Annotated in this window: 20 protein-coding genes and 2 pseudogenes; 12 read left to right on the top strand and 10 right to left on the bottom strand. The window is 55.1% G+C overall.

Going from position 1 to position 23,060, the window contains the following annotated elements:
* Positions 1-498: 498 nt before the first annotated feature.
* The 3 genes from ACMGGG_RS07970 to ACMGGG_RS07980 form a co-directional block, all read right to left on the bottom strand.
* On the bottom strand, positions 499-2,709 hold the full coding sequence (locus ACMGGG_RS07970; protein ID WP_414155199.1) for a glycoside hydrolase family 3 N-terminal domain-containing protein: 2,211 nt from the start codon (positions 2,707-2,709) through the stop codon (positions 499-501).
* 9 nt (positions 2,710-2,718) lie between these two features.
* Positions 2,719-4,011 (bottom strand): MFS transporter, encoded by a 1,293-nt coding sequence (locus ACMGGG_RS07975; RefSeq protein ID WP_414155200.1) that lies wholly within the window; start codon positions 4,009-4,011, stop codon positions 2,719-2,721.
* A 184-nt stretch (positions 4,012-4,195) separates the two neighbouring features.
* Positions 4,196-4,852: a hypothetical protein gene (locus ACMGGG_RS07980; RefSeq protein ID WP_414155201.1), complete on the bottom strand. Its 657-nt coding sequence runs from the start codon at positions 4,850-4,852 to the stop codon at positions 4,196-4,198.
* Positions 4,853-5,454: 602 nt separating this feature from the next.
* On the opposite strand from ACMGGG_RS07980, the gene ACMGGG_RS07985 reads away from it, so the two are divergent.
* Positions 5,455-6,597 carry an LLM class flavin-dependent oxidoreductase gene (locus tag ACMGGG_RS07985; protein ID WP_414155202.1) on the top strand — a complete coding sequence of 381 codons (1,143 nt, stop codon included), beginning with the start codon at positions 5,455-5,457 and terminating at the stop codon, positions 6,595-6,597.
* Positions 6,598-6,611: 14 nt separating this feature from the next.
* On the opposite strand, the pseudogene ACMGGG_RS07990 reads toward ACMGGG_RS07985, so the two are convergent.
* From ACMGGG_RS07990 to ACMGGG_RS08000, 3 genes and pseudogenes are all read right to left on the bottom strand, one after another.
* Positions 6,612-6,890, bottom strand: a pseudogene (locus tag ACMGGG_RS07990) (N-acyl homoserine lactonase family protein); the annotation flags it as partial.
* Between the two features lie 162 nt (positions 6,891-7,052).
* Positions 7,053-7,601 carry a TetR/AcrR family transcriptional regulator gene (locus ACMGGG_RS07995; protein ID WP_135001770.1) on the bottom strand — a complete coding sequence of 183 codons (549 nt, stop codon included), beginning with the start codon at positions 7,599-7,601 and terminating at the stop codon, positions 7,053-7,055.
* Between the two features lie 66 nt (positions 7,602-7,667).
* The gene (locus ACMGGG_RS08000; protein WP_414155203.1) at positions 7,668-8,612 is read right to left on the bottom strand and encodes a GlxA family transcriptional regulator; all 945 of its coding nucleotides are present in this window, start codon (positions 8,610-8,612) and stop codon (positions 7,668-7,670) included.
* A gap of 106 nt (positions 8,613-8,718) precedes the next feature.
* Between ACMGGG_RS08000 and ACMGGG_RS08005 the strand changes: the two genes are divergently transcribed.
* From ACMGGG_RS08005 to ACMGGG_RS08020, 4 genes and pseudogenes are all read left to right on the top strand, one after another.
* Entirely contained in the window at positions 8,719-9,513 is a 795-nt protein-coding gene (locus tag ACMGGG_RS08005) for an SDR family NAD(P)-dependent oxidoreductase (RefSeq protein WP_135001772.1), read from the top strand.
* A 26-nt stretch (positions 9,514-9,539) separates the two neighbouring features.
* Positions 9,540-10,304, top strand: a complete 765-nt coding sequence (locus tag ACMGGG_RS08010; protein ID WP_414155204.1) for an SDR family oxidoreductase — start codon at positions 9,540-9,542, stop codon at positions 10,302-10,304.
* 26 nt (positions 10,305-10,330) lie between these two features.
* Positions 10,331-11,104, top strand: a pseudogene (locus ACMGGG_RS08015) (L-dopachrome tautomerase-related protein); the annotation flags it as partial.
* 12 nt (positions 11,105-11,116) lie between these two features.
* A complete protein-coding gene (locus tag ACMGGG_RS08020; protein ID WP_253081496.1) occupies positions 11,117-11,905 on the top strand; it encodes a glycine betaine ABC transporter substrate-binding protein in 789 nt (262 codons plus the stop codon).
* A gap of 38 nt (positions 11,906-11,943) precedes the next feature.
* Here the strand turns inward: ACMGGG_RS08020 and ACMGGG_RS08025 are convergent, their stop codons facing one another.
* A complete protein-coding gene (locus tag ACMGGG_RS08025; protein WP_400561785.1) occupies positions 11,944-12,834 on the bottom strand; it encodes a LysR substrate-binding domain-containing protein in 891 nt (296 codons plus the stop codon).
* Positions 12,835-12,885: 51 nt separating this feature from the next.
* Between ACMGGG_RS08025 and ACMGGG_RS08030 the strand changes: the two genes are divergently transcribed.
* Entirely contained in the window at positions 12,886-14,016 is a 1,131-nt protein-coding gene (locus ACMGGG_RS08030) for an L-dopachrome tautomerase-related protein (protein ID WP_414155205.1), read from the top strand.
* Positions 14,017-14,110: 94 nt separating this feature from the next.
* On the opposite strand, the gene ACMGGG_RS08035 is transcribed toward ACMGGG_RS08030, so the two are convergent.
* Positions 14,111-15,046, bottom strand: coding sequence for a DMT family transporter (locus ACMGGG_RS08035; RefSeq protein WP_414155206.1), 936 nt, complete (start codon positions 15,044-15,046; stop codon positions 14,111-14,113).
* 138 nt (positions 15,047-15,184) lie between these two features.
* On the opposite strand from ACMGGG_RS08035, the gene ACMGGG_RS08040 reads away from it, so the two are divergent.
* On the top strand, positions 15,185-15,688 hold the full coding sequence (locus ACMGGG_RS08040; RefSeq protein ID WP_414155207.1) for an Lrp/AsnC family transcriptional regulator: 504 nt from the start codon (positions 15,185-15,187) through the stop codon (positions 15,686-15,688).
* 24 nt (positions 15,689-15,712) lie between these two features.
* Here ACMGGG_RS08040 and ACMGGG_RS08045 read toward each other — a convergent pair whose 3' ends face one another.
* Positions 15,713-16,573, bottom strand: coding sequence for a LysR family transcriptional regulator (locus ACMGGG_RS08045; protein WP_414155208.1), 861 nt, complete (start codon positions 16,571-16,573; stop codon positions 15,713-15,715).
* 66 nt (positions 16,574-16,639) lie between these two features.
* The gene (locus tag ACMGGG_RS08050; RefSeq protein WP_414155209.1) at positions 16,640-16,990 is read right to left on the bottom strand and encodes a putative quinol monooxygenase; all 351 of its coding nucleotides are present in this window, start codon (positions 16,988-16,990) and stop codon (positions 16,640-16,642) included.
* Between the two features lie 239 nt (positions 16,991-17,229).
* Here ACMGGG_RS08050 and ACMGGG_RS08055 point away from each other — a divergent pair, with 239 nt between their 5' ends.
* The 5 genes from ACMGGG_RS08055 (at position 17,230) to ACMGGG_RS08075 (ending at position 22,967) form a co-directional block, all read left to right on the top strand.
* Entirely contained in the window at positions 17,230-18,792 is a 1,563-nt protein-coding gene (locus tag ACMGGG_RS08055; RefSeq protein ID WP_414155210.1) for an MFS transporter, read from the top strand.
* Between the two features lie 59 nt (positions 18,793-18,851).
* The gene (locus tag ACMGGG_RS08060; protein WP_135001781.1) at positions 18,852-19,319 is read left to right on the top strand and encodes a GlcG/HbpS family heme-binding protein; all 468 of its coding nucleotides are present in this window, start codon (positions 18,852-18,854) and stop codon (positions 19,317-19,319) included.
* A gap of 162 nt (positions 19,320-19,481) precedes the next feature.
* Positions 19,482-20,030 carry a winged helix-turn-helix transcriptional regulator gene (locus ACMGGG_RS08065; protein ID WP_414155211.1) on the top strand — a complete coding sequence of 183 codons (549 nt, stop codon included), beginning with the start codon at positions 19,482-19,484 and terminating at the stop codon, positions 20,028-20,030.
* Entirely contained in the window at positions 20,027-21,175 is a 1,149-nt protein-coding gene (locus ACMGGG_RS08070; RefSeq protein ID WP_414155212.1) for an HlyD family secretion protein, read from the top strand. The genes ACMGGG_RS08065 and ACMGGG_RS08070 overlap by 4 nt, the downstream gene beginning before the upstream one ends.
* A 904-nt stretch (positions 21,176-22,079) precedes the next feature.
* The gene (locus ACMGGG_RS08075; RefSeq protein WP_414155213.1) at positions 22,080-22,967 is read left to right on the top strand and encodes a LysR substrate-binding domain-containing protein; all 888 of its coding nucleotides are present in this window, start codon (positions 22,080-22,082) and stop codon (positions 22,965-22,967) included.
* Positions 22,968-23,060: the final 93 nt, after the last annotated feature.

Here is a 23,060-nt window from a genome sequence, read left to right on the forward strand (position 1 = left end):
AAAAAATAGAACTTACTACGTTTCTACGCCGCGCCGCGCGGAACGCGTTCGCGCGCTTTATTGAAGACTTGACTGCTATGATTACTACTTTAGTTTCCAGCACCGGAGTATCCACCGGTCATTGCAGTGCTTTGCTCGCCGCACACGTCGCTGCGGTGCTGTTTGGGCTTACCGGTAGCGACTTGTAAATGACCTACCCAGCTTTACCCTTAGTGGTGGCATCTCTGATTGTACTGGGATAGCCCTGCTTGGTTCGAAACGGTGAGGTAGGCACGTCATTCGCGGACGTCTGCTGGTGGCCGTTAGCTCCCTTTCCTGAAGGGCAGCAATGGGTCGATACAGCCGTCCGCGTATGGGTACCCCTATTAGCGCAGTGTGCCCGCGAGGGCAGATAACCAAGGCTTTGTCTTGGTTATTAGGTAATCAGCGCTGAACCTTAGGCTTTCGGCATCCCAAACTGCCAATGTCCGGCTGATGAGCAAGTTGTTCGGAGTTGCCCTAGCGGCTTACTTTCATACTCAGTTTCCGGGTACTGTCCAAGCTCGAACCTATATGCGCTTCGAACTCACCGGGCTCGATGCGGTAACCAGCAGTGGGTAAGTCGCTCCAGAAACCCAGGTCTTCGCAGCCGAATGTGAATGTCAGCGCTTTCGACTGGCCTGGCTTTATCGTCACTCGCTGAAAGGCTCTGAGCCGGCGAATCGGCTGAGCGACCGATGCGACACAGTCGCGGATGTATACCTGCACGACGTCATCACCTTCCACGCCCCCAGTGTTCGTGATTTTCACCTGCACCTGAAAGCTCTCGCCTTGCTTCAGCTGTTCCATGCTGAGGTGCGAGGGTGTGACGCTCAGGTCGGTGAGCGCAAATGTGGTGTAGCTCAAACCATGGCCAAAGCTGAACAGCGGGCCAAGGGGCAGGTCGAGATACTTCGAGGTGAAGTAGTCATCGGTGTTATTCGGCCCCTGAAGGCCGATGTCTTGGGGCTTGCTGAAGGCCGCTGCCTCTGCCGATGCAGTGGCGGGGCGGCCGGTATTCTCATGGGCGTAATAAATGGGGACTTGGCCCACGCTGCGGGGAAACGAAATGGGCAGTTTGCCACCGGGGTTGTAGTGGCCGAGTAGTACGTCGGCGATGGCGGCTGGGGCTTCGGTTCCCAAGTGCCAAGTTTGCACGATCGCGGGAGCCAGGTGTGCCCATGCGCTCAGCACCAGCGGGCGTCCGGTGGACAGTACAACGGCAAAAGGCACACCCGTGCTCGCGATGGCGCTGATTAGTGCTTCCTGATCGCCGGGTAAGTTTAGCTGACTTCGGCAACTCGCTTCGCCGCTCATATGTGACGGCTCGCCAACAGCGATGATGATCATATCATTTTTCAGAGCAGCCTCGCAGGCTTGTCGCTGTAGTTGCGGATCGCTACCTTCAAATACCGCACCGGGCAGCACCGTCAGGTCGACGTTATCGAGCTGCGCCTGCAGGGCATCCGCCAGGTTTCCGGCTGGGGAGGCGAAGGACTGCACCCATGCGCCGAGGTGGTCGGTGCTCTGGGCGTAAGGACCCACTAGCAATAGTCGCCTTACTGCCGGGCGAACAGGCAGGGTGTGGTCGTTCTTCAACAATACGATCGAGCGGCGAGCCGCTTGGCGAGCCGCGGCGCGTGTTTCGTCGGTAGAACTCTTGATGGCCGCTGGCGTATCGACGAATGGATTTTCGAAAAGCCCCAAAGCAAACTTCGCTTCTAAGACACGCCGTACCGCATCGTTTAACCGCTCGGGTGCGATGTCAGCCTCGGTTAGTCCGGTCCCGCCGTATGGGTCGATGACATAGCCCCCCATGTCCATGTCGAGGCCCGCGGCGAAGGCTTCGGCGAGGCCTTGGGAAAGGTCTTCGACAATGCCGTGGGCGATGAGGTTGGGAACGCCGTCCGCGTCGCCGACTACTAAACCGCGATAACCCCATTGCTGCTTGAGGATCTGCGTGAGGAGGTTGTAATTGGCATGGCAGGGACGGCCCGCAACCGTATTGAAGGCGGCCATGACGCTGCCCACACCCGCCTCAGCAAGGGCTTTGAAAGGCTCGAGATAGACATTGTGTAGGCGTTGTTCGGACATATCCGCCGTGTTGTAGTCGCGACCGCCCTCGGGCTGGCCGTAACCTACATAGTGCTTGGCGCAGGCGAGCAGATTGGTGTGCGATGCAAGCTGATCACCCTGATAGCCACGTACCTTTGCCGCGCCCATGACGGCGTTGAGGTAAGGATCCTCACCAAAACCCTCTACCACTCGTCCCCAGCGCGGATCGCGCGAGACATCCACCATGGGAGAAAAGGTCCAGTTCACTCCGCCTGAGCGCGCTTCCTTTGCCGACACTCTGGCATCGAGCTGGGCGACCTCTGGATCAAAGCTGCTGGCCTGGGCCAGCGGCGTGGGAAAGATGGTGTATTGGCCATGGATCACATCCAGCCCGATCAACAGCGGAATGCCGTGAGGGCTCTGCTCGCGAGCGATACGCTGCAGTTCGTTAGTGCGTTCGGCATCTCGGGGCCAGAACAGGGCGCCCACGCCGCTGCGTGCAAGCTCGGCAGCATCTTCGAACTTAGGTTTGAAGGCGATCTGCAGTTGCGCCAGCTTCTGCGCGAACGTCATGCGCCCGAGCAAGCTTTCTATAAGACGAGAGGGATTGAGAGTGCTTTCAGGAGATGCGGTCATGATCGTTACTCAGTTTGTAGTTTTCACTTTAAATACCAACAGCGCTCCAGCTAGCCCCACGCAGGCTGCCGAGGTGTAGAGCGCGCCAAAACCGAAGAGGGCGATTATCGGCGCGGCCATTACCGGTATCAGAGCTTGGGGCAGCGTGGCGAAAATATTGAAAATGCCGAGGTTCTTTGCCTTGTTGTCATCGTCCGGCAGAGTGTCGGTGGCCATGGCGAGATCGACGGCGTTGAAGCAACCCACGCCAAGACCCAGGACCAACTGACCGAACACCAGTATCGGAACCGTATCCGAGTTGCCGGTAATGATCAGACCTGCCATGGCAATGATGGCGGATACCACTACGAATGGCTTGCGCACCTGATAGCGATCAGATAGCCATCCTCCCAGCGGACTGGTCAGCAGTGCTCCGCCCATGGCCGCGCTCAGTGTCATGAAGATGATCCCAGCCACCTTGTGCGCCTCAATGTGCAGCTCGCTCAGAAGGAAGTAGGCGATGTAACCAGTGCCGGCGGCGTAAGCGCACATGAACAGGAATTTGGTCATGCAGACCCAGGCGAAATCCGGATGCTCGCGCGGACTGAAGAAAAAGGTTCCAACCAGTTGCTTGAGCGTGAAAGGGGCAGGGCGCTCGGTGAGCGGCTTGTCCTTGAGGGTCAGGGCGAAGAAGAAGATGCAGGTTATTCCGGTGACCGCCGGAACGGTGATCATCCAGCGGATATCGACGAACAGGCTCGATAAGCCTGCGCCAAGCGCCATACCTACAGGAACGCCCATGCCGATAATCCCAGACATTTTGCCCCGATTGAATTTCTCCACTTGGTCGGCAACGGTCGCCGTCATCGCGGCCATCACGGCGTTGAAGCCCATTTGAGCGAGGCTCCAGCCCGCACCGACGGTGTATACCGAAGAGGCCATCGCTATGGTGATGAGGCCTGTGAAACCCAGCAAGGCACCGCCGACGATCCACGGCCTTCTTCGGCCGAAGCGCGACAGGGTGCGGTCGGACATGCGTCCGAAGAACGGGTTGGCGATTAAGGCTACGAATGCACCCAGGCCACTGACCATCCCCAAGGCCGCGACCCGCTCCGAAGCGGTTACTAACTCGTTGATCTTGAGTGACAAACCGACGGAAATAGGTGTGAAAAGCGATAAAGCATTGCCGACGATGCCGATGAACAGTGCGAAGCTGTAAAGCCTGGATGGTTTATTGGCCGCTGATGTTGCAGCGTTGGATAGGGGAGGTACCGCACATTCCGGCACGGCTTGTCGAGAGTCATAAAGCGGTAATTCAGCCATGTCATTTCCTTGTTTTTATAGTTTGGTTTGGCAGTTGAGTGCGCGAGCGTGTGACGATGCTCCTGTCTGCCGATCTTTCAGCTGGGGTTGGAATGTCGACATGCTGAGCCAAGCCAGCAGTGTTTTGACTTGCAAGCCTGACTCCGTATGTGAGAACCCCTGTGCTTTGCCGGGGTATTGATAGCTATGAAATCGCGTTGTAGTGGAACTCCCGGAATTCGGCAGACCCTTTACCCGCGCAAAACAGTGCGGGTCGCAGGCTAGCCAGGTATTCAACGGTATTGGAGTTGTAGCCGGATACTTCGCTGCGCTCGCCATGTTTGGCCCATGTCTTGCCGTCCTCGCAGTAGTAGAAGGTCACGATGTTGTGCATGTTGACGATCTTCAGCCACAGGGAACGGGTCGCGGGAGCGGGTTCGGGCCAATGGCTCCTGGCCCCTCCGCGATAGGTGGTCATGTGTTCGCCGTCGATACCCATCCCAAGGAATAGCCGATCATTGAAGAACAGTAGTAACCCCGCCGTGGCGTCGCCGATCACGTCGATATGCACACTGATTTCATAGTTGGGGGCGCCCACCATTTGCGTCAGAGGCGCAGAATCTTGCGGGCTCGTACCTTTGCCTGCCAGTCGTAGGGCGTTGGCTTTGAGCTCGGCACGTTCAAGCTCATTGGGGCCACCGAAGAAGGCCCAGCGTGTCCCGAAGGCTGGCAGGGAAAAATTGTCGAAGCGAGCCATGCCATGCGTTGGCGGGGACAGATGCTTGACTATGGGCAGTGGTTTGCTGAGATCGCCACCCAACGCTTGAGGCCAACCGTCGGATGTCCAGGTGATTGGCTCCATCAGGGTTTTCCGGCCAAGAGTTCTCAAGCCGTTTTCAAAGCCGTGATAACTCAGATACCAGGACGGTATGGATGTGGGTGCAGCAAGACGTTCGCTTGAGCTACTCGCAAGCCTGAAAGAGGTGATCGGTGTGATTATCGCACTAGTGGCAGCCATGCCGAGCAGGTCTCGTCTTGATGGCATAGATATGCTCCTGTCTTATTTTTGTGGTCACGCGCTCAAGGCGGTTGCGATGGGTTGATAGAAAATAGAACCTTCATTCCAGAATGTAAAATCTAATTTTTGCCGCTCAGATCGGCGTCTTGGATGGGCTCTCAGGTAGCCGCTGTAACTGCGCCACGGAGCTAAGTGGTCGATTCATGACTGCGCCCGCCCAGGCCGATGAGGCGATTTTTTTGCTGTTGACGGAGAAGGAAGGCGGTGATAGCTATTTGAAATAGAGCGATGATTCTATTTTCAGTCCTTGTCGTCGGCCTGATAGCGAAGAGCACCGCATTTGGTAAATGCAAGAATGGTCGTGCTGTATCTTCACAAGCTTGCGAAGGGGTGGCACTGGCCGATAAATAGAACAAGAATTTCTATTCTAATAAAGGGACAGGCATATGCGTTTTTCAGTATTTCTCGTCGGCCGTTCTACCGGCCCTGATGAAGACAAGCCGGTCATGGATGCGCTCGTCTCGCACGCCAAACAGGCCGAGGCCCTGGGTTTCGATGCTGTATTCATGCCTGATCATCACTTCACTGGCTATGCGCCGATGTCCAGCGACCCCTTCATGTTCGCCGCCTATCTGGCCGGCCAACTCAAGCGCATTCATTTCGGCATGTCGGTCACTACAGTACCCTTGCACCATCCGGTTCGTTTTGCCGAGCGCGTCAACCTGCTCGACCAGTTGACCGAAGGACGGCTACTGGTCGGCATCGGCAGTGGCACCACGCCGGAAGAAATGATCGGTTTTGGAGTCAACTACAAAGAAGCGTCCGCGATGCTGCAGGAGAACCTCGATCTGGTTCTGCGCCTGTGGAACAAGGAGATCGAAGATGAGCCGATCAGCTTCGAAACCAACCATTACAAAGGCGCTGTGGTGCAGCGCATTGTGCCTACAGCCTATCAGCGTCCGTTCAACCGGTTGATGCCGGTTGCCCTTCGCGAAACGAGCATGCGGCGTGCCGCCGATATGGGCTGCCCGGCCTTCATTCCTGCCTTCACGCCACCTGTGCCTGCCAGTGCCGAGCCTTTTGAGCACCTGGCTATGTACTTCAATCGCTACAAACAAGCACTTTTGGGCGCGGGTCACTCGCAGCAAGTGGTTGATCACTGCCTGTCCTGGACGACCCATACCTATCAGTGCGTTCACGTGGCGCCAACCGATGAGCAGGCCGAGGAAGAGCTGCAGCAGATCCTAGTTGCCTATAACCGAGCGATTCAGCGTGAGCACGACTTCAACAAGCGCGCTGAGAAGCTGAGCGGCGTGCAGTTGAATCCACACCCGGATTGCTTCAGCCGCGAATGGATCAAGACCTGGTGCCTGCATGGCAGCCCCGACAGCGTCGCCGCCGAGCTGGAAAAGCATCGTGAGCTTGGTATCGGTAACGTCCTGATGGGCTTTACCAATGGGCCGATGACGCCTGAGCGTGCCCGTCTGTACATCAGCGGCCCCATGATACCGGAGGCTGCAAACTCCAGCTCTCGACGCGAAATGCCGACAGTGGTCGCCATCGGGAACAGGTCGGTCATTCCGACGTGATCGATATGGGCATGTGTGTGGACGATATGCCGGATGTCTTTCATCCGCAGCCCATGCTGGGCCAGATGGTACTCAAGCGTCATTTGCGGCGTCACTTCGTACGTCAGTCCATATTCTTCATACTGCTGGGCATTGCGTGACCCTGTATCGACCAGGATCGGCTCCTCCCCTCCAGTAATCAGAAAGCCCAGAACCGGGATGGTGACCTGCTCGCCGGGGTTTCGGAACATGACGAGACCACTCGAATCCATCTGCATGTTTCCGAGGTTAATGGGATGGATCTTCAGTGCCATGGTGATTCTCCTTGCGGGATGACGCTTGGGTTAAGACAGAGCTTCTGAGCAGGTAAATACCGACTCGCTTTGCCTCGTTAAGAACCGATCGGTTCAATATAGGACGACCCCAAGGCTGGTGCAAGAGAAAAAACCATTCGGTTCAAAAAGGATGAATTTTGTTCAGAGAGCCCGCAGCGCTTCCATGAAATGGCTGACGCGATCGCCTGTACCATCAGCAGGCAAGCAGCTTTCTACGCACACTCCAGAGAAAAACACCATGATGATGTCCGCGACTACCTCTGGTGCCAGTCGGGTCTTCTCAGCCCGTACATTGTCAGCGATTTCCGGGAGCAGGCGACGGTGACAATCCACAAGCAGCTGACGGACCTGCTCGGAAAGCACCGGGAATTCCCGTAAAGCATTGACGGAGAAACACCCCATACATCCGTTATCTTGGGGGTCGCCAAGCCGAAGAAACCGCTCGATGTTTGCCCATCCGTGCGGCTGAGCAGTAAGGATTTCTGGCGCACCGCGATTAGCGTAGTAATACGCCAGGGCGCTCAGAAAAAGATCATCTTTGTCCTTGAATTCAGAATACAGGCCAGATTTGTTGACACCTGTAGCGGTCTCAAGATGATGCAGAGAGGTGCCGGAGTAGCCGTATTGCCAGAACACGGGGAGTGCTTTCTCCAGCACCGTCTCACGATTGAATTTTCGAGGGCGTCCCATTTTCGGTACCTAAATCATCGACATGTCCCCAGTATCGAACCGTTCGGTTTAATAGGAAAGCGTTTTCTAACCGACTCGTCTCGCGTCCCGGCGAACTGCTTGCGGGGGAACACCAAAACCTCGGATGAATACCTCGCGCATGTGTCGACGATCCCTGAACCCTGTTTCCCTTGCTACCGTGTCCAGACTATGGCGACTCTGCTCGATCATAAGTCGAGCTGCTTCCAGGCGAAGGCTCTCCACCGCTTTCGCCGGTGACTGGCCTGTTTCAGCAGTAAAGACACGGGTGAACTGCCTCGGGCTCAGATGCACAACCTCTGCTAGCTCTTCCACGCTCAATGCTCTGTTCAAATGCTTGCGCGCGTAGTCTAGAGCGCTCTGAATTCGATCTGATTTAGGCGCCATGGTGAGCAACTCAGAGTGCTGCGACTGCCCTCCCGAACGACGTTGATGCATGACGAGCTTATGCGCTACTGAACGTGCGAGCTCCGTACCTAAATCCTTTTCCACCATCCCCAAAGCCATGTCGAGGCCGGCGGTCATTCCTGCCGAGGTCCAGATAGGGCCGTCCACTATGAAGATCCGATCTTCTTCCACCTCAATAGTCGGATGCATGCTCTGCAGAGTTTTCGCGTAGGCCCAGTGAGTGGTCGCACGTCGGTTATCCAAGACTCCCGCTTGAGCCAGCACGAATGCACCTGTGCAAATGCCTGCGATACGTCGAGCGCTCTGTGCAAAGCCCTGCACGCTGGACAACACCTCAACCGCAGGAGGCGTAAGTGGAGTGAGTGTTCCTGTGATCATCCAGCTATCGGCCAGCCCGGGAGCATCCAACGCCAGCGTATCGATATGCATGCCCAGCGACGATCGAACCGTGCCACCTGACACTGAAAAATTCTGAATTCTATACACAGGCTCACCCGCCACCATATTGGCGAACTCAAAAACAGCCTGGGTGGCCAGTGACATCACTTGAAACCCGTCTGTGATCAGATAGCCGACTCGATGCATTACCACGCTCCATTTTCTGATGTCCTAAATCATAACCGTATGCGTCATTTAAGACAAATCGGTTTTTTTGCATCATGGCTCCACACCCAAACAACGGAGCTGGACCATGACTCAGGAATACAAAGGCACCGCCCTGATCACAGGCGCATCTACCGGCATCGGCGCGATCTACGCCGAGCGCCTGGCTCAACGTGGCTATGACCTGGTTCTGGTCGCCCGCAATCGTGATCGACTCAATGCCCTCGCCAGCCGAATCACCAACGAGACCCAGCAGAGCGTGGAAGTCTTCCAGGCTGACTTGGCCAACTCAGCGGACCTGGCTCGAGTCGAGCGCAAATTGCGTGAAGACGCCAGCATCAACCTCTTGGTTAACAACGCCGGCATCGGTACCCACACCAGCTTGATGGAAAGCGATATCGAGCGGATGGCCGAGATGATCAATCTCAACGTCACCGCACTGACAAGACTCACCTACGCCGCTGTTCCAGGCTTCATCGCTCGCCAACAGGGCGCAATCATCAATATCTCATCAATCGTCAGCCTGGCACCCGAAATACTGAATGGCGTGTATGGCGGAAGCAAAGCCTACGTAACGGCTTTCACTCAATCGCTGCACAAAGAGCTGGCAGAGCAAGGCATTAGGATTCAAGCGGTGCTGCCAGGAGCTACAGCCACCGACTTCTGGGAGATCGGCGGGCTGCCTGTCGAAAACCTGGATCCCAACATCGTGATGTCAGCTAGCGACCTGGTGGATGGCGCCCTTCAAGACTTCGACAACAGTGTCTTGATCTCCATCCCTTCTATGCAGGACCTACAGCATTTCGAGCTCTACGAAAGCAGCCGCAAGGCGCTGTTCGGACATCTCTCCAGCAACAAACTCGCACCGCGTTACGACGTTTAATCAATCAAATTGAAAGGATACAAATCATGAAAACTAGCGCAAACACCATCTTCATCACTGGCGGCACCTCCGGTATCGGCCGTGCACTGGCCGAAGCATTCCACCAACGTGGGAACAAGGTCATCATCGCCGGTCGACGCCAATCGCTGCTGGATGAAATTGCCAGCTCCAACCCCGGCATCGACACTGTTCAGATTGATATCAATGATGCACAGCAAATCAAGGATGTCGCACAAGAGGTTATCCGTCGCCACCCCTCGCTGAACGTCATCATCAACAATGCCGGCATCATGCCTTTCGACAACCCAGGCTCTGGCGATTATGACGATGAGCAGGCTGTAGGGCTGCTGCAAACCAACCTGCTGGGCCCGGTCCGTGTTAGCGCTGCGTTTGTAGAACATCTCAAGCGTCAACCTGATGCCTACATCATCAACAACAGCTCGGTACTGGCCTATCTGCCACTGGCAGCGACAGCGCTCTACTCGGCGACCAAAGCCGCGATCCACTCCTACTCGCTGTCGCAACGTTTTGCCCTGCGCGACACCAGCGTCAAGGTTCTGGAAATCGCGCCGCCATGGGTCGACACCGATCTGATTCACAAGAGTGGTGATGAGCGTGCCATGCCTCTGGACGAATTCATTCAAGAGACCTTGAAAAAACTGGAGACAGCGACAACCGAAGTCCTGGTTGACCGCGTCGTCCCAGTCCGAGCCAACCAGGGTGCAAACGAGCATGAACTGATCAACCAGTTCAACCAGGCACTGGCCGAAAACCCTATTCCTGTCGCCTGAACAGAACCGCATTGGACAACTCAGAAGGAGGAGCCAAGCTGATCGCAATCGACTTGAACACCAACAAGATCGTGAAAACTGTTGTGTTCCCGCGTGAAGTGATTCTGCCAACTACCTATGTGAATGACGTACGTTTTGATTTTCGCGTAGGTAAAGAAGGTACCGCTTACGTCACCGATTCGTCGGTAAAAGGGCCAGGCGGAATCATCGTCCTGGACCTGGCCAGCGGTACGGCAACCCGCCGCCTTAGCGGGGCCAAATCAACTTCCGTAGACCCTGAGTTCCGACCTGTCATCGAAGGGAAACCAGCACTCATCACCCGCGACGCGCAGGGTAAATCAGGTCTGCTGACCGTAGCCTCGGACGGCATCGCCCTGTCGAGCGATGGCAAGACGCTGTACTTCTGTCCGCTTTCGAGTCGGCACCTGTATTCGGTCCCTACCGCTCTGTTGCGAGACCCCAATGTAAGCGAAGCCGAACTCGAACAAGCGGTTGTAGACCTCGGTGAAAAAGGCGCCTCCGACGGTCTTGAGGCTGATGCTAACGGTGCAGTCTATGCGGGTGATTATGAGCACAACTCCATCCGTAAACGTCTCGCTGATGGCAGCTGGCAAACCGTGGTTGAGGATTCACGAGTCCTCTGGCCGGATACCTTGTCAATCGGGCCAGACGGATATCTGTATTTCACTGCCAACCAGCTGCACCGCTCGCCTGGCTTCAATGATGGCCAAGACAAGCGGGTGAAGCCTTACAGCCTGATGCGCGTCAAGATCGACGCCAAGCCTGCGCCAACGCATTAATAAGGAAATGACATGCAAAAGCACATTCGCTTGGGCTACATCGACCTCAGCTTCCATGCCGCCAGCGCAGCACTTGTGCAGCGCACGCTAGAGCGACATGGTTACCTGGTGGAAGTCAGCACAGCTCCTCACGAGGAAATGTTCCGTTTGTATAGCGAAGGACAGGTAGAGATGCTGGTGTCTGCCTGGCTGCCTGCCAGCCATGGCGCCTATCTGTCCGCTTGCAAGAAACCGAGCACCTCCCTGGGAGTTCTTTACAACCCATACTGCATTTGGGGTGTGCCTGATTATGTACCGGAGGACCAGGTCGCTACGATTGCAGACCTGTTGAAGCCTGATGTGGCCCAGCGGATGAGCCGTCGCATCCAAGGCATAAACCCCGGCGCTGGCATCAGTCGCTTCTCGAAAGCCATGGTGACGCAGTACGGGTTGGATGCAGAAGGCTACTTTTTTGCGCAAGGCACCGAGGCTGATTGCTTCAATCGCTTTGAACAATCCTATGCGGAGCAGGAATGGTTTGTGGTGCCGCTTTGGCATCCTCAATATTTGCACCATGCCTACAAAATTCGAGCTCTGGACGAACCGCTCGGGTTGTTGGGTGGAGAGGATCAGGCGACGCTCATTGCCGTAAGCGATGTCGTGCAAGAAATGCCGAAAGAATTGATCGAGGATCTAGCCTCGCTACAACCTGGCAATGCCGCGATCAGTGAGCTTGATTTCCTTGTCCGTCACAAAAAACTTTCGGCCTTGGAGGCTGCAGACATTTGGCTCGCACGTCAGTCGACTTTGGCGGAAGCTTGAAGCAGTAGCGGGGACCCGTGCCCCGCTCTCATCACTGGCTAGCTTTCGAAACGTTTTGCTAGAAAAGCTCTAAGCGATTGGATAGCCGGCGTGAGCGATGTGCGATGGGCGCACACCAGCTGGAGCGGTGCCGGCTGCCCATAGCTTTCCGGGAATAGCTCGACCAGACGGCCGCTGCGAAGATCTTCCGCAACATCGAGCCTGGATTTGTAGACGATGCCCAAACCAGCGACAGCCCAGCGTCGAACAATATCGGCATCATCGCTAATCCGATCACCTGTCACCTGAACCGTACGCACTCCCTGTGGGAAATTGAAGCTCCAACGCTCGTAGGTTTGCTCGCCCATCACATATCTCAGGCAATTATGGCCACTCAAGGCCTCGGGAGACTCCGGCATACCATGACGTGCGATGTACGCAGGCGAAGCACAAACCGTTCTACGGTTCAGCGGTGCGAGTGCTAATGACACCAGGCCAGAATCACTCAACTGTCCATACCTGATACTAGCGTCCAAATGTTCACCCACTAGATCGGCCACCTGATCACTAACGCGTAATTGCAGGCGTACCATGGGATGCATTTGCTGAAATTCATCAAGCCATGGGAGCAACACATTCCTGCCGATATCAGATGGCATCGACAAGCGAATCGTGCCAGCTATCTCATCACGGCCCTGGGTCAGTGCTATCTCACCATTATCCAGTGCCTCCAAGGCTTGCCGCGCGTGCGGCAGGTACCGCTCGCCATCATCGGATAATCTCAACCGCCGCGTTGAACGAACAAACAGTCTTGCGCCCAGGTTGCTTTCCAGACGCTGAATGGCACCGCTCGCCAAGGCAGGCGAGATGTCGAGCAAGCGCGCAGCAGCGGAGAAACTACCCGCAGCAGCCGTCGATACGAAGACCTGCAGATCATCGATTCGTATGATTTTCTTCACTTTGACGAAATTCTTTACGTGATGGCGAGGTTTTTCAGCGTAATGGGAAAAATGATCATTGCCCAGCCCTTCAAACAGGAACTCGCAATGAACCTCCCAAAACGATTTGTACTAACAGCTCTGATGGCCGGCTTTATCGGCGTAGCTCACGCCGAGGTGCCGCCAACCCTCCACGTGGTTGCCCAGTCGGAAAATGCTGTATGGAATGCGGTCGCCGTTGACAGCCTCGGGAGCCTATACGTATCGGGGCCGAAATGGACTGGCTCAGCTGGACCATCCGTATCGAAGCTAGACCAATCCGGCCAGCCGCATCCCTTTCCAAATGAGCGGTGGAATAGCACTGACTCGACCATCCCAGCCGATCAGCGGTTCGTCAACGTAAATGCCATGCGTGTCGATGAAAGTAGTCGTTTGTGGATTGTCGATGCGGGCGTAACTGACTTTGGCGGCAAGGTCATTCCAGGTGGGGCAAAGGTCGTTGTCGTTGACCTAAAAAGCGCCGAAGTGATCAAGGTGATTCCATTCGACAGCAGCATCGCTCAAGAACATAGTTACATCGATGATATCCGCCTCAATGGCAAGCATGCCTACCTGACGGACGCAGGCGTTCCAGGCATCGTTGTCTTGGACTTCGAAACCAACAAGGCCCGACGCGTCTTAACAACCAGTCCTGCGGTACGCGCGCCCAAGAACCGCGACATTATTCTGAGCGGCAAGGTAGTCAGAGCACCAGATGGGACAGCGTTAAGGGTACATTCCGATCCCTTGGAGGTATCGCCAGACGGAAAATGGCTCTACTTCGCGCCATTGGAAGGTCCTTGGCACAAGATTGAAACGCGCTGGCTGAATGATGCCAACCTGCCTGAAGATGAGCTCATCAAGCACATTGAGTTTTGGCGAGATCTGCCGCCGGTGGGTGGTACCGTCATGGACAGCAAGGGCAATTTCTATTTCAGCGACCTAGCGGAAGATAGCGTCAAGCGAATTTCCCATGACGGCACAATTCAGACCATTGCAAAGGACAGCCGCCTGCACTGGGTAGATGCACCCGCGTTCGACAACGAGGGCAGATTGTACTTGCCGGCAGCACAAGTCGATCGAGTAAGCTTGTTCAACAATGGCGCATCGAAGGTCGAGCGACCACTGAGCGTCTATCGCTTAGACCCTAAGTAACCTCACCCCACCCGTTTCAGAGCTAATGCTTTGTGCATTTTGAACTCTGAAACGGGTTTACCGTGCACGACGAGTCTCCGCCAACCTTCCTGGATTAGGTCCGACGAGAGCGCGAAGCCAACGCAGAGACGACGACACCCAAAACCACCAGGCTGAGCCCGGCAAGGAACATGGTGGAAACGGTCGCACCAAAAGCCAGGCAAGAGAACACGGTTCCAACCAGGGGTACCCCAAGGGTGAAATTCGACATTCCAAACGTCGAAATTCGCCTTCCATACTCCGCAGAGATCACAAAGCAGGCCGATGTCGCAATCGGACCGATGAAGAACAACTCCTCAGCAAGTTTCCTATCCAAGACAATCGATGCCGGTGAGCCTTCACTGACATAGGCTGCAATCGCCAATGGTATGGAGGCCAAAAGCATCTGCCACGGGGCAAGTGCCAGAGGCGGGGTCACCCAACGATGACGCTTCACATGAAGGATGACAATCGCCCAGCTGACAGCTGCAAGAAGCAGGAATAGTGCCCCCAACATCGTTTCCTGATTCGTCCATTCGAGCTCTCCTGGGGAGCACACAGCCGCGACCCCTGACATCCCTACGACAAGCCCCCCGATCTGCAACCGAGAGGGCGTATCACGAAACATGACCCAGGCGACCACTACACACCACAGCGGCGTTGTGTATGCCAAGAGAACAGCGCGGCTAGTGTCGACATGAACCATCGCCACCATACCCAGACCTGTGAAAGCCATCATCTGCAACAAACCCACGCTTGCGATGATTGGCACATCCTCTCTAACGGGAAGCTTGAGCTGTCCTCTCGCAACCAGATAGACAAAAAGACAGACCGCGGCACTGGCGAAACGAATGGTAGCCAGCCAGAGCGCAGGCACGTCATGCAATGCAAGCTTGGTAACCGGCCAGCTACTTCCCCACAGGAGCACCATGACACCAAGCCAAACGTAAGTCGAAGATATCCCGAAATTTTTGGAGCGGGTCTTAAACACTTGCTGAGTTGAAGCGCGCATGGTGCCACCTCGTTGCAATCTAGTTACGTAGCACCATGATATTTTTGGGCAAGCGAAAAAACGTACCTATCTCTTCCTCAGAAGTAGAAATACCGGTACATTTCATTGGAAAGCTCTCATGAAGAGGAAAAATTTACCATGAGCCGCTCGAAGCTCGATGACGCTAGCCTGCGTATCCTTGATGCACTCCAAGAAAATGCAGAGTTGAGCAATGCCGAACTCGCTGAAATTGTAGGGCTTTCAACTTCGCCATGCTGGCGACGAGTCTCAGAGATGAAGGAAAGTGGGGTCTTACGAGGCGCGGTAACGCTAGTTGATCCTGCAGCGCTCGGTCTTGCAATAAACGTATTCGTACACGTTTCGCTCAAACTCCAGGACAAGCATTCTCTAGAAGTGTTCACGAACGCAATCAGGGAGCGCCCAGAGGTGATGGAGTGCTATTTGATGAGCGGCGAGGCGGACTTTATGCTCAGGGTGGTAAGCGAAGACCTGACAAAGTATCAGGCGCTACTGCTTGACTGTTTAACCACTATACCCGTTGTGGCAAGCATCAAGTCAAGCTTCGCACTCAGCCAAGTTAAATATACAACTGCTCTCCCCACGAATCATTTGAGAGGGCGAGCGTCTGGGGTAAACAACTGACAGTGATCTTTTATCTTTCGCTCCTCAACCGAGGAGTGAGAGATAATTTCTGATTGGCTGAGCTTGCTCGTGGCGCCTGCTCACCAAGCCTAGCCATGACACTTCTTCCAAACCATTAACGGGGCGGAAGGTTACTCCAGGCAGGCTCACGGCGATGGCAGCCGATTTCGGTACGATAGAGACGCCTTGGCCCAGTGCCACCAATGCCAATACCGCGACCAAGCTGCCTGGCTGGGGTCCAAGCTTTGGGACGAATTCGCCCAAACTGCCGGCTGTGATCGTCCCGGATACCTGCTCTGGCAGTATGAACAACTCATCACCCAGATCACTAGGATCGATGCAATTACGAGCGTTGAGCGGATGCGAGCAAGGTAACGCAAGCACATATCCTTCTTCATCTAAATGCGCAACCTTTAACTCAGCGGGAATTACCATAGGCGCCCGCACGTAGGCGAGATCAATCCGTCCTTCTGCCACCAGCCGAGGAAGCTCCACCATAGGATATTCGCGCAAAGACAACTGCACGCCGGGGAATGCTTTCTTGAACGTCATCGTATGCTTCTGCAATGCTCCGTTGAACACTGCCGAAGCTACATAACCTATTTCGATATGCCCGTTTTCACCACGCCCGGCGCGCTGGGCTTGCTCTTGAGCGATATCAAATCGATATACGACATCACGGGCCTCTGTAAGCAATGCCTTACCCGCTTCGGTTAATGTTGCTTGGCGTTGTGCCCGAACGAAAAGTTGGACTCCTAGCTCTTCCTCCATTTCCTTGATCTGTCGACTCAATGTTGGAACGGCAATATTTAGGCGAAATGCGGCCCTGGTAAAGTGACTAGCTTCAGCTACTGCCAAAAAATATTTAAAATGCCTGATTTCCAAAACTATATATCTCGCCTAGAGAGCCGAAAATTCGAAACTGAACTTTGCCTCACGTTAGCTTAAAGCTTATGGCAAACCATTTCCAAGCCAGAAGTTTGGATCTACAACAGATTTCACCTGCACAGCAGAAGCAGCTGGAGTCAGACGAAAAACCTCAACACTTGCCTTGCCTGCGATAGCTGTGCTCAAGTTTTTGAACGCATCGCCGAGTGTATGTTGAGTCAGCGCATCATCATCTTGCCACAGCTCAAGCATGGTCCAGTGGCCTTGAGTATCCATGTTTTCGAACAGACGATAATGAAGACATCCATACTCTGACTGCGTCGCGTCAACCGCTTTTAGCAGGGCGTTGTGAACCTCTGCTACTGACGAAGGATCTGCGGTGATATGCGCTACAACGGTAATCGTACTAGTCATGGCAAGCACTCAGTGTGTTGATGCCTTAGCTTGATCACTTCCACTAGCACGTGAAACCCAAAGGGTAGTGAAACAGTTTCAACAAATTGACGAAAGTCCCGTAAACCCTTCTAGCGCGGGCCAGCGCACAGCCGCCATACCTGCGTTAGTTTTTAGCTAACGAAATCGTTCATCGATGAGAGATCTTGATCGATTGCTGCCAGATAAAATCGAGGACTGACCATTCAGGAATGCAAAAATTGGCTAGCGAACCGACCTACAAAAATCCAGGATTGATCCTCGCAACGGCATCCGCGGTATGTGCGCTTATCATCCTCGACACGAACATTGTCGCGGTGAGCTTACCGACCATTGCTCGCGAGCTGAATGCCACCCTTACCGACATTGAATGGGTTGTAAGCGCGTACCTACTGAGCTTCGCAGCTCTTTTGTTGCCTGCAGGAAGCCTGGCTGACAGGTTCGGTAGAAAACGAACGCTTCAGATTGGTCTGACAATTTTCGCCGCGGCATCGGCTGCCTGTGCAGCTGCTCCGACTTTGTTGCTCCTGGATGTAGCCCGCGCTTTCAAGGGTGTAGGTGCAGCGCTGCTTTTAACGTCTGCACTAGCAAGCATCGGCCATTGCTTCCCCAACGAACCAGCTCGTGCCAAAGCCTGGGCATTTTGGGGAACCACAATGGGGATCGTCATTACTAGCGCTCCGCTCCTGGGCGGACTCATCACCACCACGATTGGATGGCGATGGATATTCTGGCTGAACGTACCGGTGAGCTTGTTGCTCATGTGGGCTGTGCATCGCCTGATTCCGGAGTCTGGCGACAAAAACGCGTCACGACTCGATCCACTTGGAGCGTTGCTGTTCAGCGCCTCCTTGGCTTGCATCATGTGGGGTCTGATTGAAGGCAACCGCGCGGGATGGCAATCACCAGCAACTACCCTGCGCTTGGCTGCGGGATTACTGTTGATGGTGCTCTTCATCGTGTTCGAAAAGCATCATCCACGCCCCATGGTCGATTTCGACCTTATGAAGCATGCCCGGTTTAACGCTGCACTCCTGGGTATGTTCTCGTATGCCGCGTGCGCGCAGGTCATGATGACCCTCCTGCCATTTTACCTGCAGGCTGGCCTAGGCTTTTCGGCCATAAACTCGGGGCTCGGGATGCTGCCATTTGCTCTGGCCATGTTCCTGATGCCGCGGGTTGGTGCCTATTTGCCGAAGAGCATTCACCCCGCCACGATCATGAGCATAGGCCTGCTACTGGTCGGCTTGGGTAACGTTCTCTGCGCCATCGTAGCCACCTCCGGTAGCTATCTGCTCTTCGCAATGGCAAGCACGGTGCTTGGTGCCGGCGCGGGCTTGTTGAACGGCGACACTCAGAAAAACATCATGGCTTGTATCCCCCCAGATCGCCTGGGCATGGGGTCTGGCATGAGCACAACAATGCGGTTCTCGGCCATCAGCCTCGCCATTGGGGTCTATGGAGCACTGCTCGCAACGTTCACGAGGGATGCACTCAATGACTCACTCGGGTCACTAGCTCCTCAACTGTCCTTTGAAGCAGAGAGGCTCGCCTTGAGCACCGCGGCAGGTGATCTGCACAGTGCTTTAGAAACCATTCCGGAAGCATCCAAGGCAGTTGTCCAAGTCGCGGCTGAACACGCCTTCATGCAAGGATTTTCACAGATGCTGTTCGTGGCCGGAACTCTGGGAATGCTAGCTGCGTTGATTGTCGGCATCTACCTACGCCGACCGCTGCCAACCCCTAACGGCATGGCACCTCTGAACATGAAACCAAACCACTGATTGCAATCGTCCCCGCCGACAGCTGATTGATCGAGAACGAGCAAAAGGAGTATCACAAAATGATCCGGAGACTGACCGTGGTTGCTGCAGCTCTTGCAGCTTCCTGCGTGCTGGCAGAACCGACAACAACCCCTACGACAAAACCTACGCTCAGCTTAGCGGAAGCCAAGCAGCTATCTGCCTCAGCGCAGGCCTATGCCGCCCAGCATGGATGGCCGTGTTCAATCGCGATCGTGGACGACGGTGGATGGCCGATCCTCACCGCAAGAATGGATGGTGCACCTGTAGTTGCCGGGATTGAGCTGGCCCAAGGTAAGGCAAAAACAGCGGCAATCTTCAAGCGCTCTTCAGGTGACCTGGAAACCAGCGTGAATAGCGGCCGGGCGGCAGCGATCACCTCAGGTTTCGTCATGATGAAGGGAGGACTTCCAGTTAAATCTAATGGAGTCGTCGTAGGCGCTATAGGCGTTAGCGGCGACACACCTGATCATGACATCAGAATCGCCATGGCTGCTTTGGAGCAGTGAAGGCGAGTAATCACCAGGGTGAAAGCGGCTCTGTGCCGCTGAAATCCCAGGTCCCCCAGCACGGGTGTACGACAGCCAACTCACATTTCAACCAAAGTGACTTGCATAATGAAAGTCACAGTGGAATAGTGATTTCAACATCTGATCATGCTCGGGGCAATCATGAAAAAAGCCAGCTTCCAGTCGATGCCATGCCCAGTGGCACGCGCACTCGAACTCATCGGCGACGGTTGGAGCCTGTTGGTCCTCAGAGACGCGTTTTATGGTTTGCGTCGCTTCGACGAGTTTCAGCAAAGCCTGGGGATTGCCAGTAACACGCTCACCCGACGACTAAACGACCTAGTCGCCGCCGGCTTGATGGATCGCCGGCCTTATCAGAACAATCCTCCCCGCTTCGAGTACGTTCTGACAGAGGCGGGGCGCGATCTTCGCCCGGTGATCCTGACCTTGATGATGTGGGGGGCCAAACATGCCGAGGGCTCGAAAAAGGTCTATCTGGCCGATGTAGAAACTGGTGAGCCTGTCGCACTGGCATTGATGGACAGCAACACTGGCAAGTCGATTACGGTGGAAGAACACCGCCTACATATTTCGCCCGATGCAGACCCTCTTACTCACTGGCGCGTGGAGACCGGTGAAGGTTATCGACACGAAAAGCTTTGGGTCAGCCCCTTCCCGCAACCAAGCTCGAACAGGAGCGGACAGCAATGAACGCTTCAGTCGACTCCCCAATCGAGAGTGCGCAGACCACGCCACCAACTCGAGTGAAACCCAAATTCAGCAAAAAACTGCTCAAGCTGGCCGCCTTGGTGTTTGCCTTTGCTGTAGCAGCAGCGTTCTTTTTCCATTGGTGGACGACGGGCCGCTTCCTTCAAAGTACGGACGATGCCTATGTCGGCGCGGATGTGACAGTGATCAGTGCAAAGGTACCGGGCTACATCAAGGCCGTCGCTGTAGCGGACAATCAGTTCGTGAAAGCCGGGGACCTACTGGTGCGTATCGAGGGCAGCGATTACAGAGCGGCTCTGGCAAAAGCCGACGGTGCCGTTGCAGCACAGCGTGCCAGCCTGGCTAACTTGAACGCTATGGAACAACTCCAGCACTCATTGATCAGCCAGGCCAAGGCACAGCTTCAGGCGCGTCAGGCCGAAACTGAGCGAGCACAGCAGGATAAAGCCCGGGCTCAAGTCCTACTGAACAGCCATGCGGTTTCACTGGAGAATGCTCAGCATGCCGATGCCATCTGGAAGACAGCCCTAGCCGAGCAGAACCATGCCGCAGCCGGCGTATTGGCTGCGCAGCAGCAACTCGTAGTCATCGAGACCCAGCGCGAGCAAGCCAGAGCAGCTCTGGCACAGGCTGAGGCGACCCGCGAGCAGGCCCAGTTGGATGTTGGCTACACCGAACTGCGCTCACCTGTAGATGGCTACATCGGCAATCGCCGGGCAAAAGTGGGTGCCTATGTCGCAGCCGGCAGCCAGGTGGTGTCGGTGGTACCTGCCCGAGGTTTGTGGGTTGATGCAAATTTCAAGGAAGACCAGCTATCGCACTTACGGGTTGGACAGCCGGCACGCATCGAGGCTGATATTCTGCCTGGGCGAGTATTTCACGGACGTGTTGAGAGCATCGCCCCCGCCACAGGGGCGCAGTTCAGTATCCTTCCACCGGAAAACGCGACTGGCAACTTCACCAAAATCGTTCAACGTGTACCAGTCAGAATTCTTCTTCAGGATAGCGATGCAGAGTTCGGTGTCCTCCGTCCCGGTTTGTCGGTGATCACCGAAGTCGACACTCACGCCGCCAGCTCCACACCTACGGTGACTGATTCGGGACACGAACCAGCAGGCTCCCTGTGAGCAGCGGGCTGCCCGAGTTAAGCACGCCACAAAAGGTCGCCGCCTTTGCGTGCATGTGCGTGGGCATGTTCATTGCCTTGATCGACATCCAGATAGTCTCTGCCTCACTTAAAGACATTGGCGGTGGCTTATCGGCAGGCGCGGATGACACTGCCTGGTTACAGACGGCCTAAGCGAATCGCAGCCAGACTCAGAACGTATTGTCTGCCACCGACCAGAAAATTGAGCACATTTTGAACGGATCAATCCACTGAGCGCTGCGCGCCTTGGCATTGAACGTAAAGTGAAAAGCAGCGGCCTTCGGCTAATTAAGCGATTGACTCCAGCCCTAAGGGGCAGCCTGCATCAGTTTGTATTTGAAGAAACAAACCGAAGCAGTCTTGGATCCAGCGCAGGTTCAGATAAATGAGCCCGCTCACGGTGAAGGTGAGGGTGGCTGTCTGGGACGTCAGGTCACCTTGCATCCGGAGCGCTAGCGCGAGGATGAATGGCATCGAGATGATCATGCCCAAGTAGGTTTTTTGGAGCGGCGGACTACTTCTCTTACGCATGCGTAATCCTTTGAGATAGAGCGGCTACAGGTGTGGCCATGCTCGCATGACAGTGTGCAGTGATACTGGTTTCTGGTATCCGTTTGTTTCACTTCAAAGCGCGCTTCTCTGTACCGTCTAAGGCCTGGCAGGCATTAGACAGAGTTAGCGTTCCTCGCTGTCCGCCACTTCATGCTTGATGAATTGCGCATCATTGAGTGTCAAGCTGGACTGCTCCACGAGGCGCACCTTGCGATGCTTCAGCGCAGCCCTTAAGAGCGAGTACCATTCCCATGCTGTCAGCGCGGAGACAAGAATAACGATCTCTGATCGCGCCAGCGTAGCTTGAACCGCTATCTATTAGGAATCGAACAGTGCGCTACGACCTCACAAGCCTTGACCTTTTCATCACTGTTGCCCAAGAGCGGAATCTCACTCGTGCGGGTCGAATCAAGCACGTCGCAGTATCGGCCATCAGCAAAAGGATCACTGAGCTTGAGATGCAAATTGGCTCCCCTCTGTTGCTGCGTAATGCCCGCGGCGTTGAGCTGACTCCAGCAGGGCAATCCTTGTTGTTCTATGCCAGGCAGGTCATGCAAACCATGGCCCAGCTCGATACCGAATTGAGTGGGTATGCCAGCGGGGTCAAGGGGCATATCCGCATCCACGCGATCACTTCCGCGTTGTCCCAATTTTTGCCTCAAGACGTTGATGGTTTTGCCCAACTCTACCCACAGATCAAATTTGATATTGAGGAGCGGGTAGGCTCAGCAGTGATTCGAGCTGTAGCTGATGGCCGAGCTGACCTTGGGATCATTGCCGCCCAGACAGCTTCCGAGGGGCTCGAAACTCTGACCTATAGGCGTGACGAGCTAACCCTAGTGGTTCCAAGCGGACATGAACTGGCCACGCGTAAGGTAATCAAGTTCAAGGAAGTGCTCGAGCATGAGTTCGTGGGCCCTCACCTTGAAAGCTCAATGCATACCCTGCTGACAGGGGAGGCCGTAAAGCTTGGCATGAGCCTCAAACTGCGCATCAGGATCAGCAGCTTTGACTGCATGTGCAGGATGGTGTCTGCCGGATTGGGTATCGCTGTGCTGCCTCGCAGTGTCATCAACCAGTACCTGCGTAGCCATAAGCTCAAGGCTGTGACATTGGATGAGCCGTGGGCGCACCGCACGCTTTTGCTGGTGTTCAGAAAGTACGAGGCAGCATCGCCTACGCTTAAGACCTTCATAGATCACCTGAAACTGCCAGAGTAGAGCGGCGGAGCAGCGTTCTCGTTTGGAGAACGGTGTTGTGGTGATTGACCAATTTTCATACCCGCAGACTGCTCTTAGTATCGGCTCAAACGC

Source organism: Pseudomonas sp. BNK-44-b, from assembly GCF_047456245.1.
Taxonomy (GTDB): Bacteria; Pseudomonadota; Gammaproteobacteria; order Pseudomonadales; family Pseudomonadaceae; genus Aquipseudomonas; species Aquipseudomonas machongensis.

Excerpts from the sequence above, each read along its gene's own strand:
- ACMGGG_RS07975 (WP_414155200.1), bottom strand. The coding sequence starts at position 4,011 with ATGGCTGAATTACCGCTTTATGACTCTCGACAAGCCGTGCCGGAATGT.
- ACMGGG_RS07985 (WP_414155202.1), top strand. The coding sequence starts at position 5,455 with ATGCGTTTTTCAGTATTTCTCGTCGGCCGTTCTACCGGCCCTGATGAA.
- ACMGGG_RS08040 (WP_414155207.1), top strand. The coding sequence starts at position 15,185 with ATGAGCCGCTCGAAGCTCGATGACGCTAGCCTGCGTATCCTTGATGCA.
- ACMGGG_RS08035 (WP_414155206.1), bottom strand. The coding sequence starts at position 15,046 with ATGCGCGCTTCAACTCAGCAAGTGTTTAAGACCCGCTCCAAAAATTTC.
- ACMGGG_RS08050 (WP_414155209.1), bottom strand. The coding sequence starts at position 16,990 with ATGACTAGTACGATTACCGTTGTAGCGCATATCACCGCAGATCCTTCG.
- ACMGGG_RS08010 (WP_414155204.1), top strand. The coding sequence starts at position 9,540 with ATGAAAACTAGCGCAAACACCATCTTCATCACTGGCGGCACCTCCGGT.
- ACMGGG_RS07995 (WP_135001770.1), bottom strand. The coding sequence starts at position 7,601 with ATGGGACGCCCTCGAAAATTCAATCGTGAGACGGTGCTGGAGAAAGCA.
- ACMGGG_RS08030 (WP_414155205.1), top strand. The coding sequence starts at position 12,886 with ATGGGAAAAATGATCATTGCCCAGCCCTTCAAACAGGAACTCGCAATG.
- ACMGGG_RS07980 (WP_414155201.1), bottom strand. The coding sequence starts at position 4,852 with ATGGAGCCAATCACCTGGACATCCGACGGTTGGCCTCAAGCGTTGGGT.
- ACMGGG_RS08005 (WP_135001772.1), top strand. The coding sequence starts at position 8,719 with ATGACTCAGGAATACAAAGGCACCGCCCTGATCACAGGCGCATCTACC.
- ACMGGG_RS08060 (WP_135001781.1), top strand. The coding sequence starts at position 18,852 with ATGATCCGGAGACTGACCGTGGTTGCTGCAGCTCTTGCAGCTTCCTGC.
- ACMGGG_RS08020 (WP_253081496.1), top strand. The coding sequence starts at position 11,117 with ATGCAAAAGCACATTCGCTTGGGCTACATCGACCTCAGCTTCCATGCC.
- ACMGGG_RS08065 (WP_414155211.1), top strand. The coding sequence starts at position 19,482 with ATGAAAAAAGCCAGCTTCCAGTCGATGCCATGCCCAGTGGCACGCGCA.
- ACMGGG_RS07970 (WP_414155199.1), bottom strand. The coding sequence starts at position 2,709 with ATGACCGCATCTCCTGAAAGCACTCTCAATCCCTCTCGTCTTATAGAA.
- ACMGGG_RS08070 (WP_414155212.1), top strand. The coding sequence starts at position 20,027 with ATGAACGCTTCAGTCGACTCCCCAATCGAGAGTGCGCAGACCACGCCA.
- ACMGGG_RS08000 (WP_414155203.1), bottom strand. The coding sequence starts at position 8,612 with ATGCATCGAGTCGGCTATCTGATCACAGACGGGTTTCAAGTGATGTCA.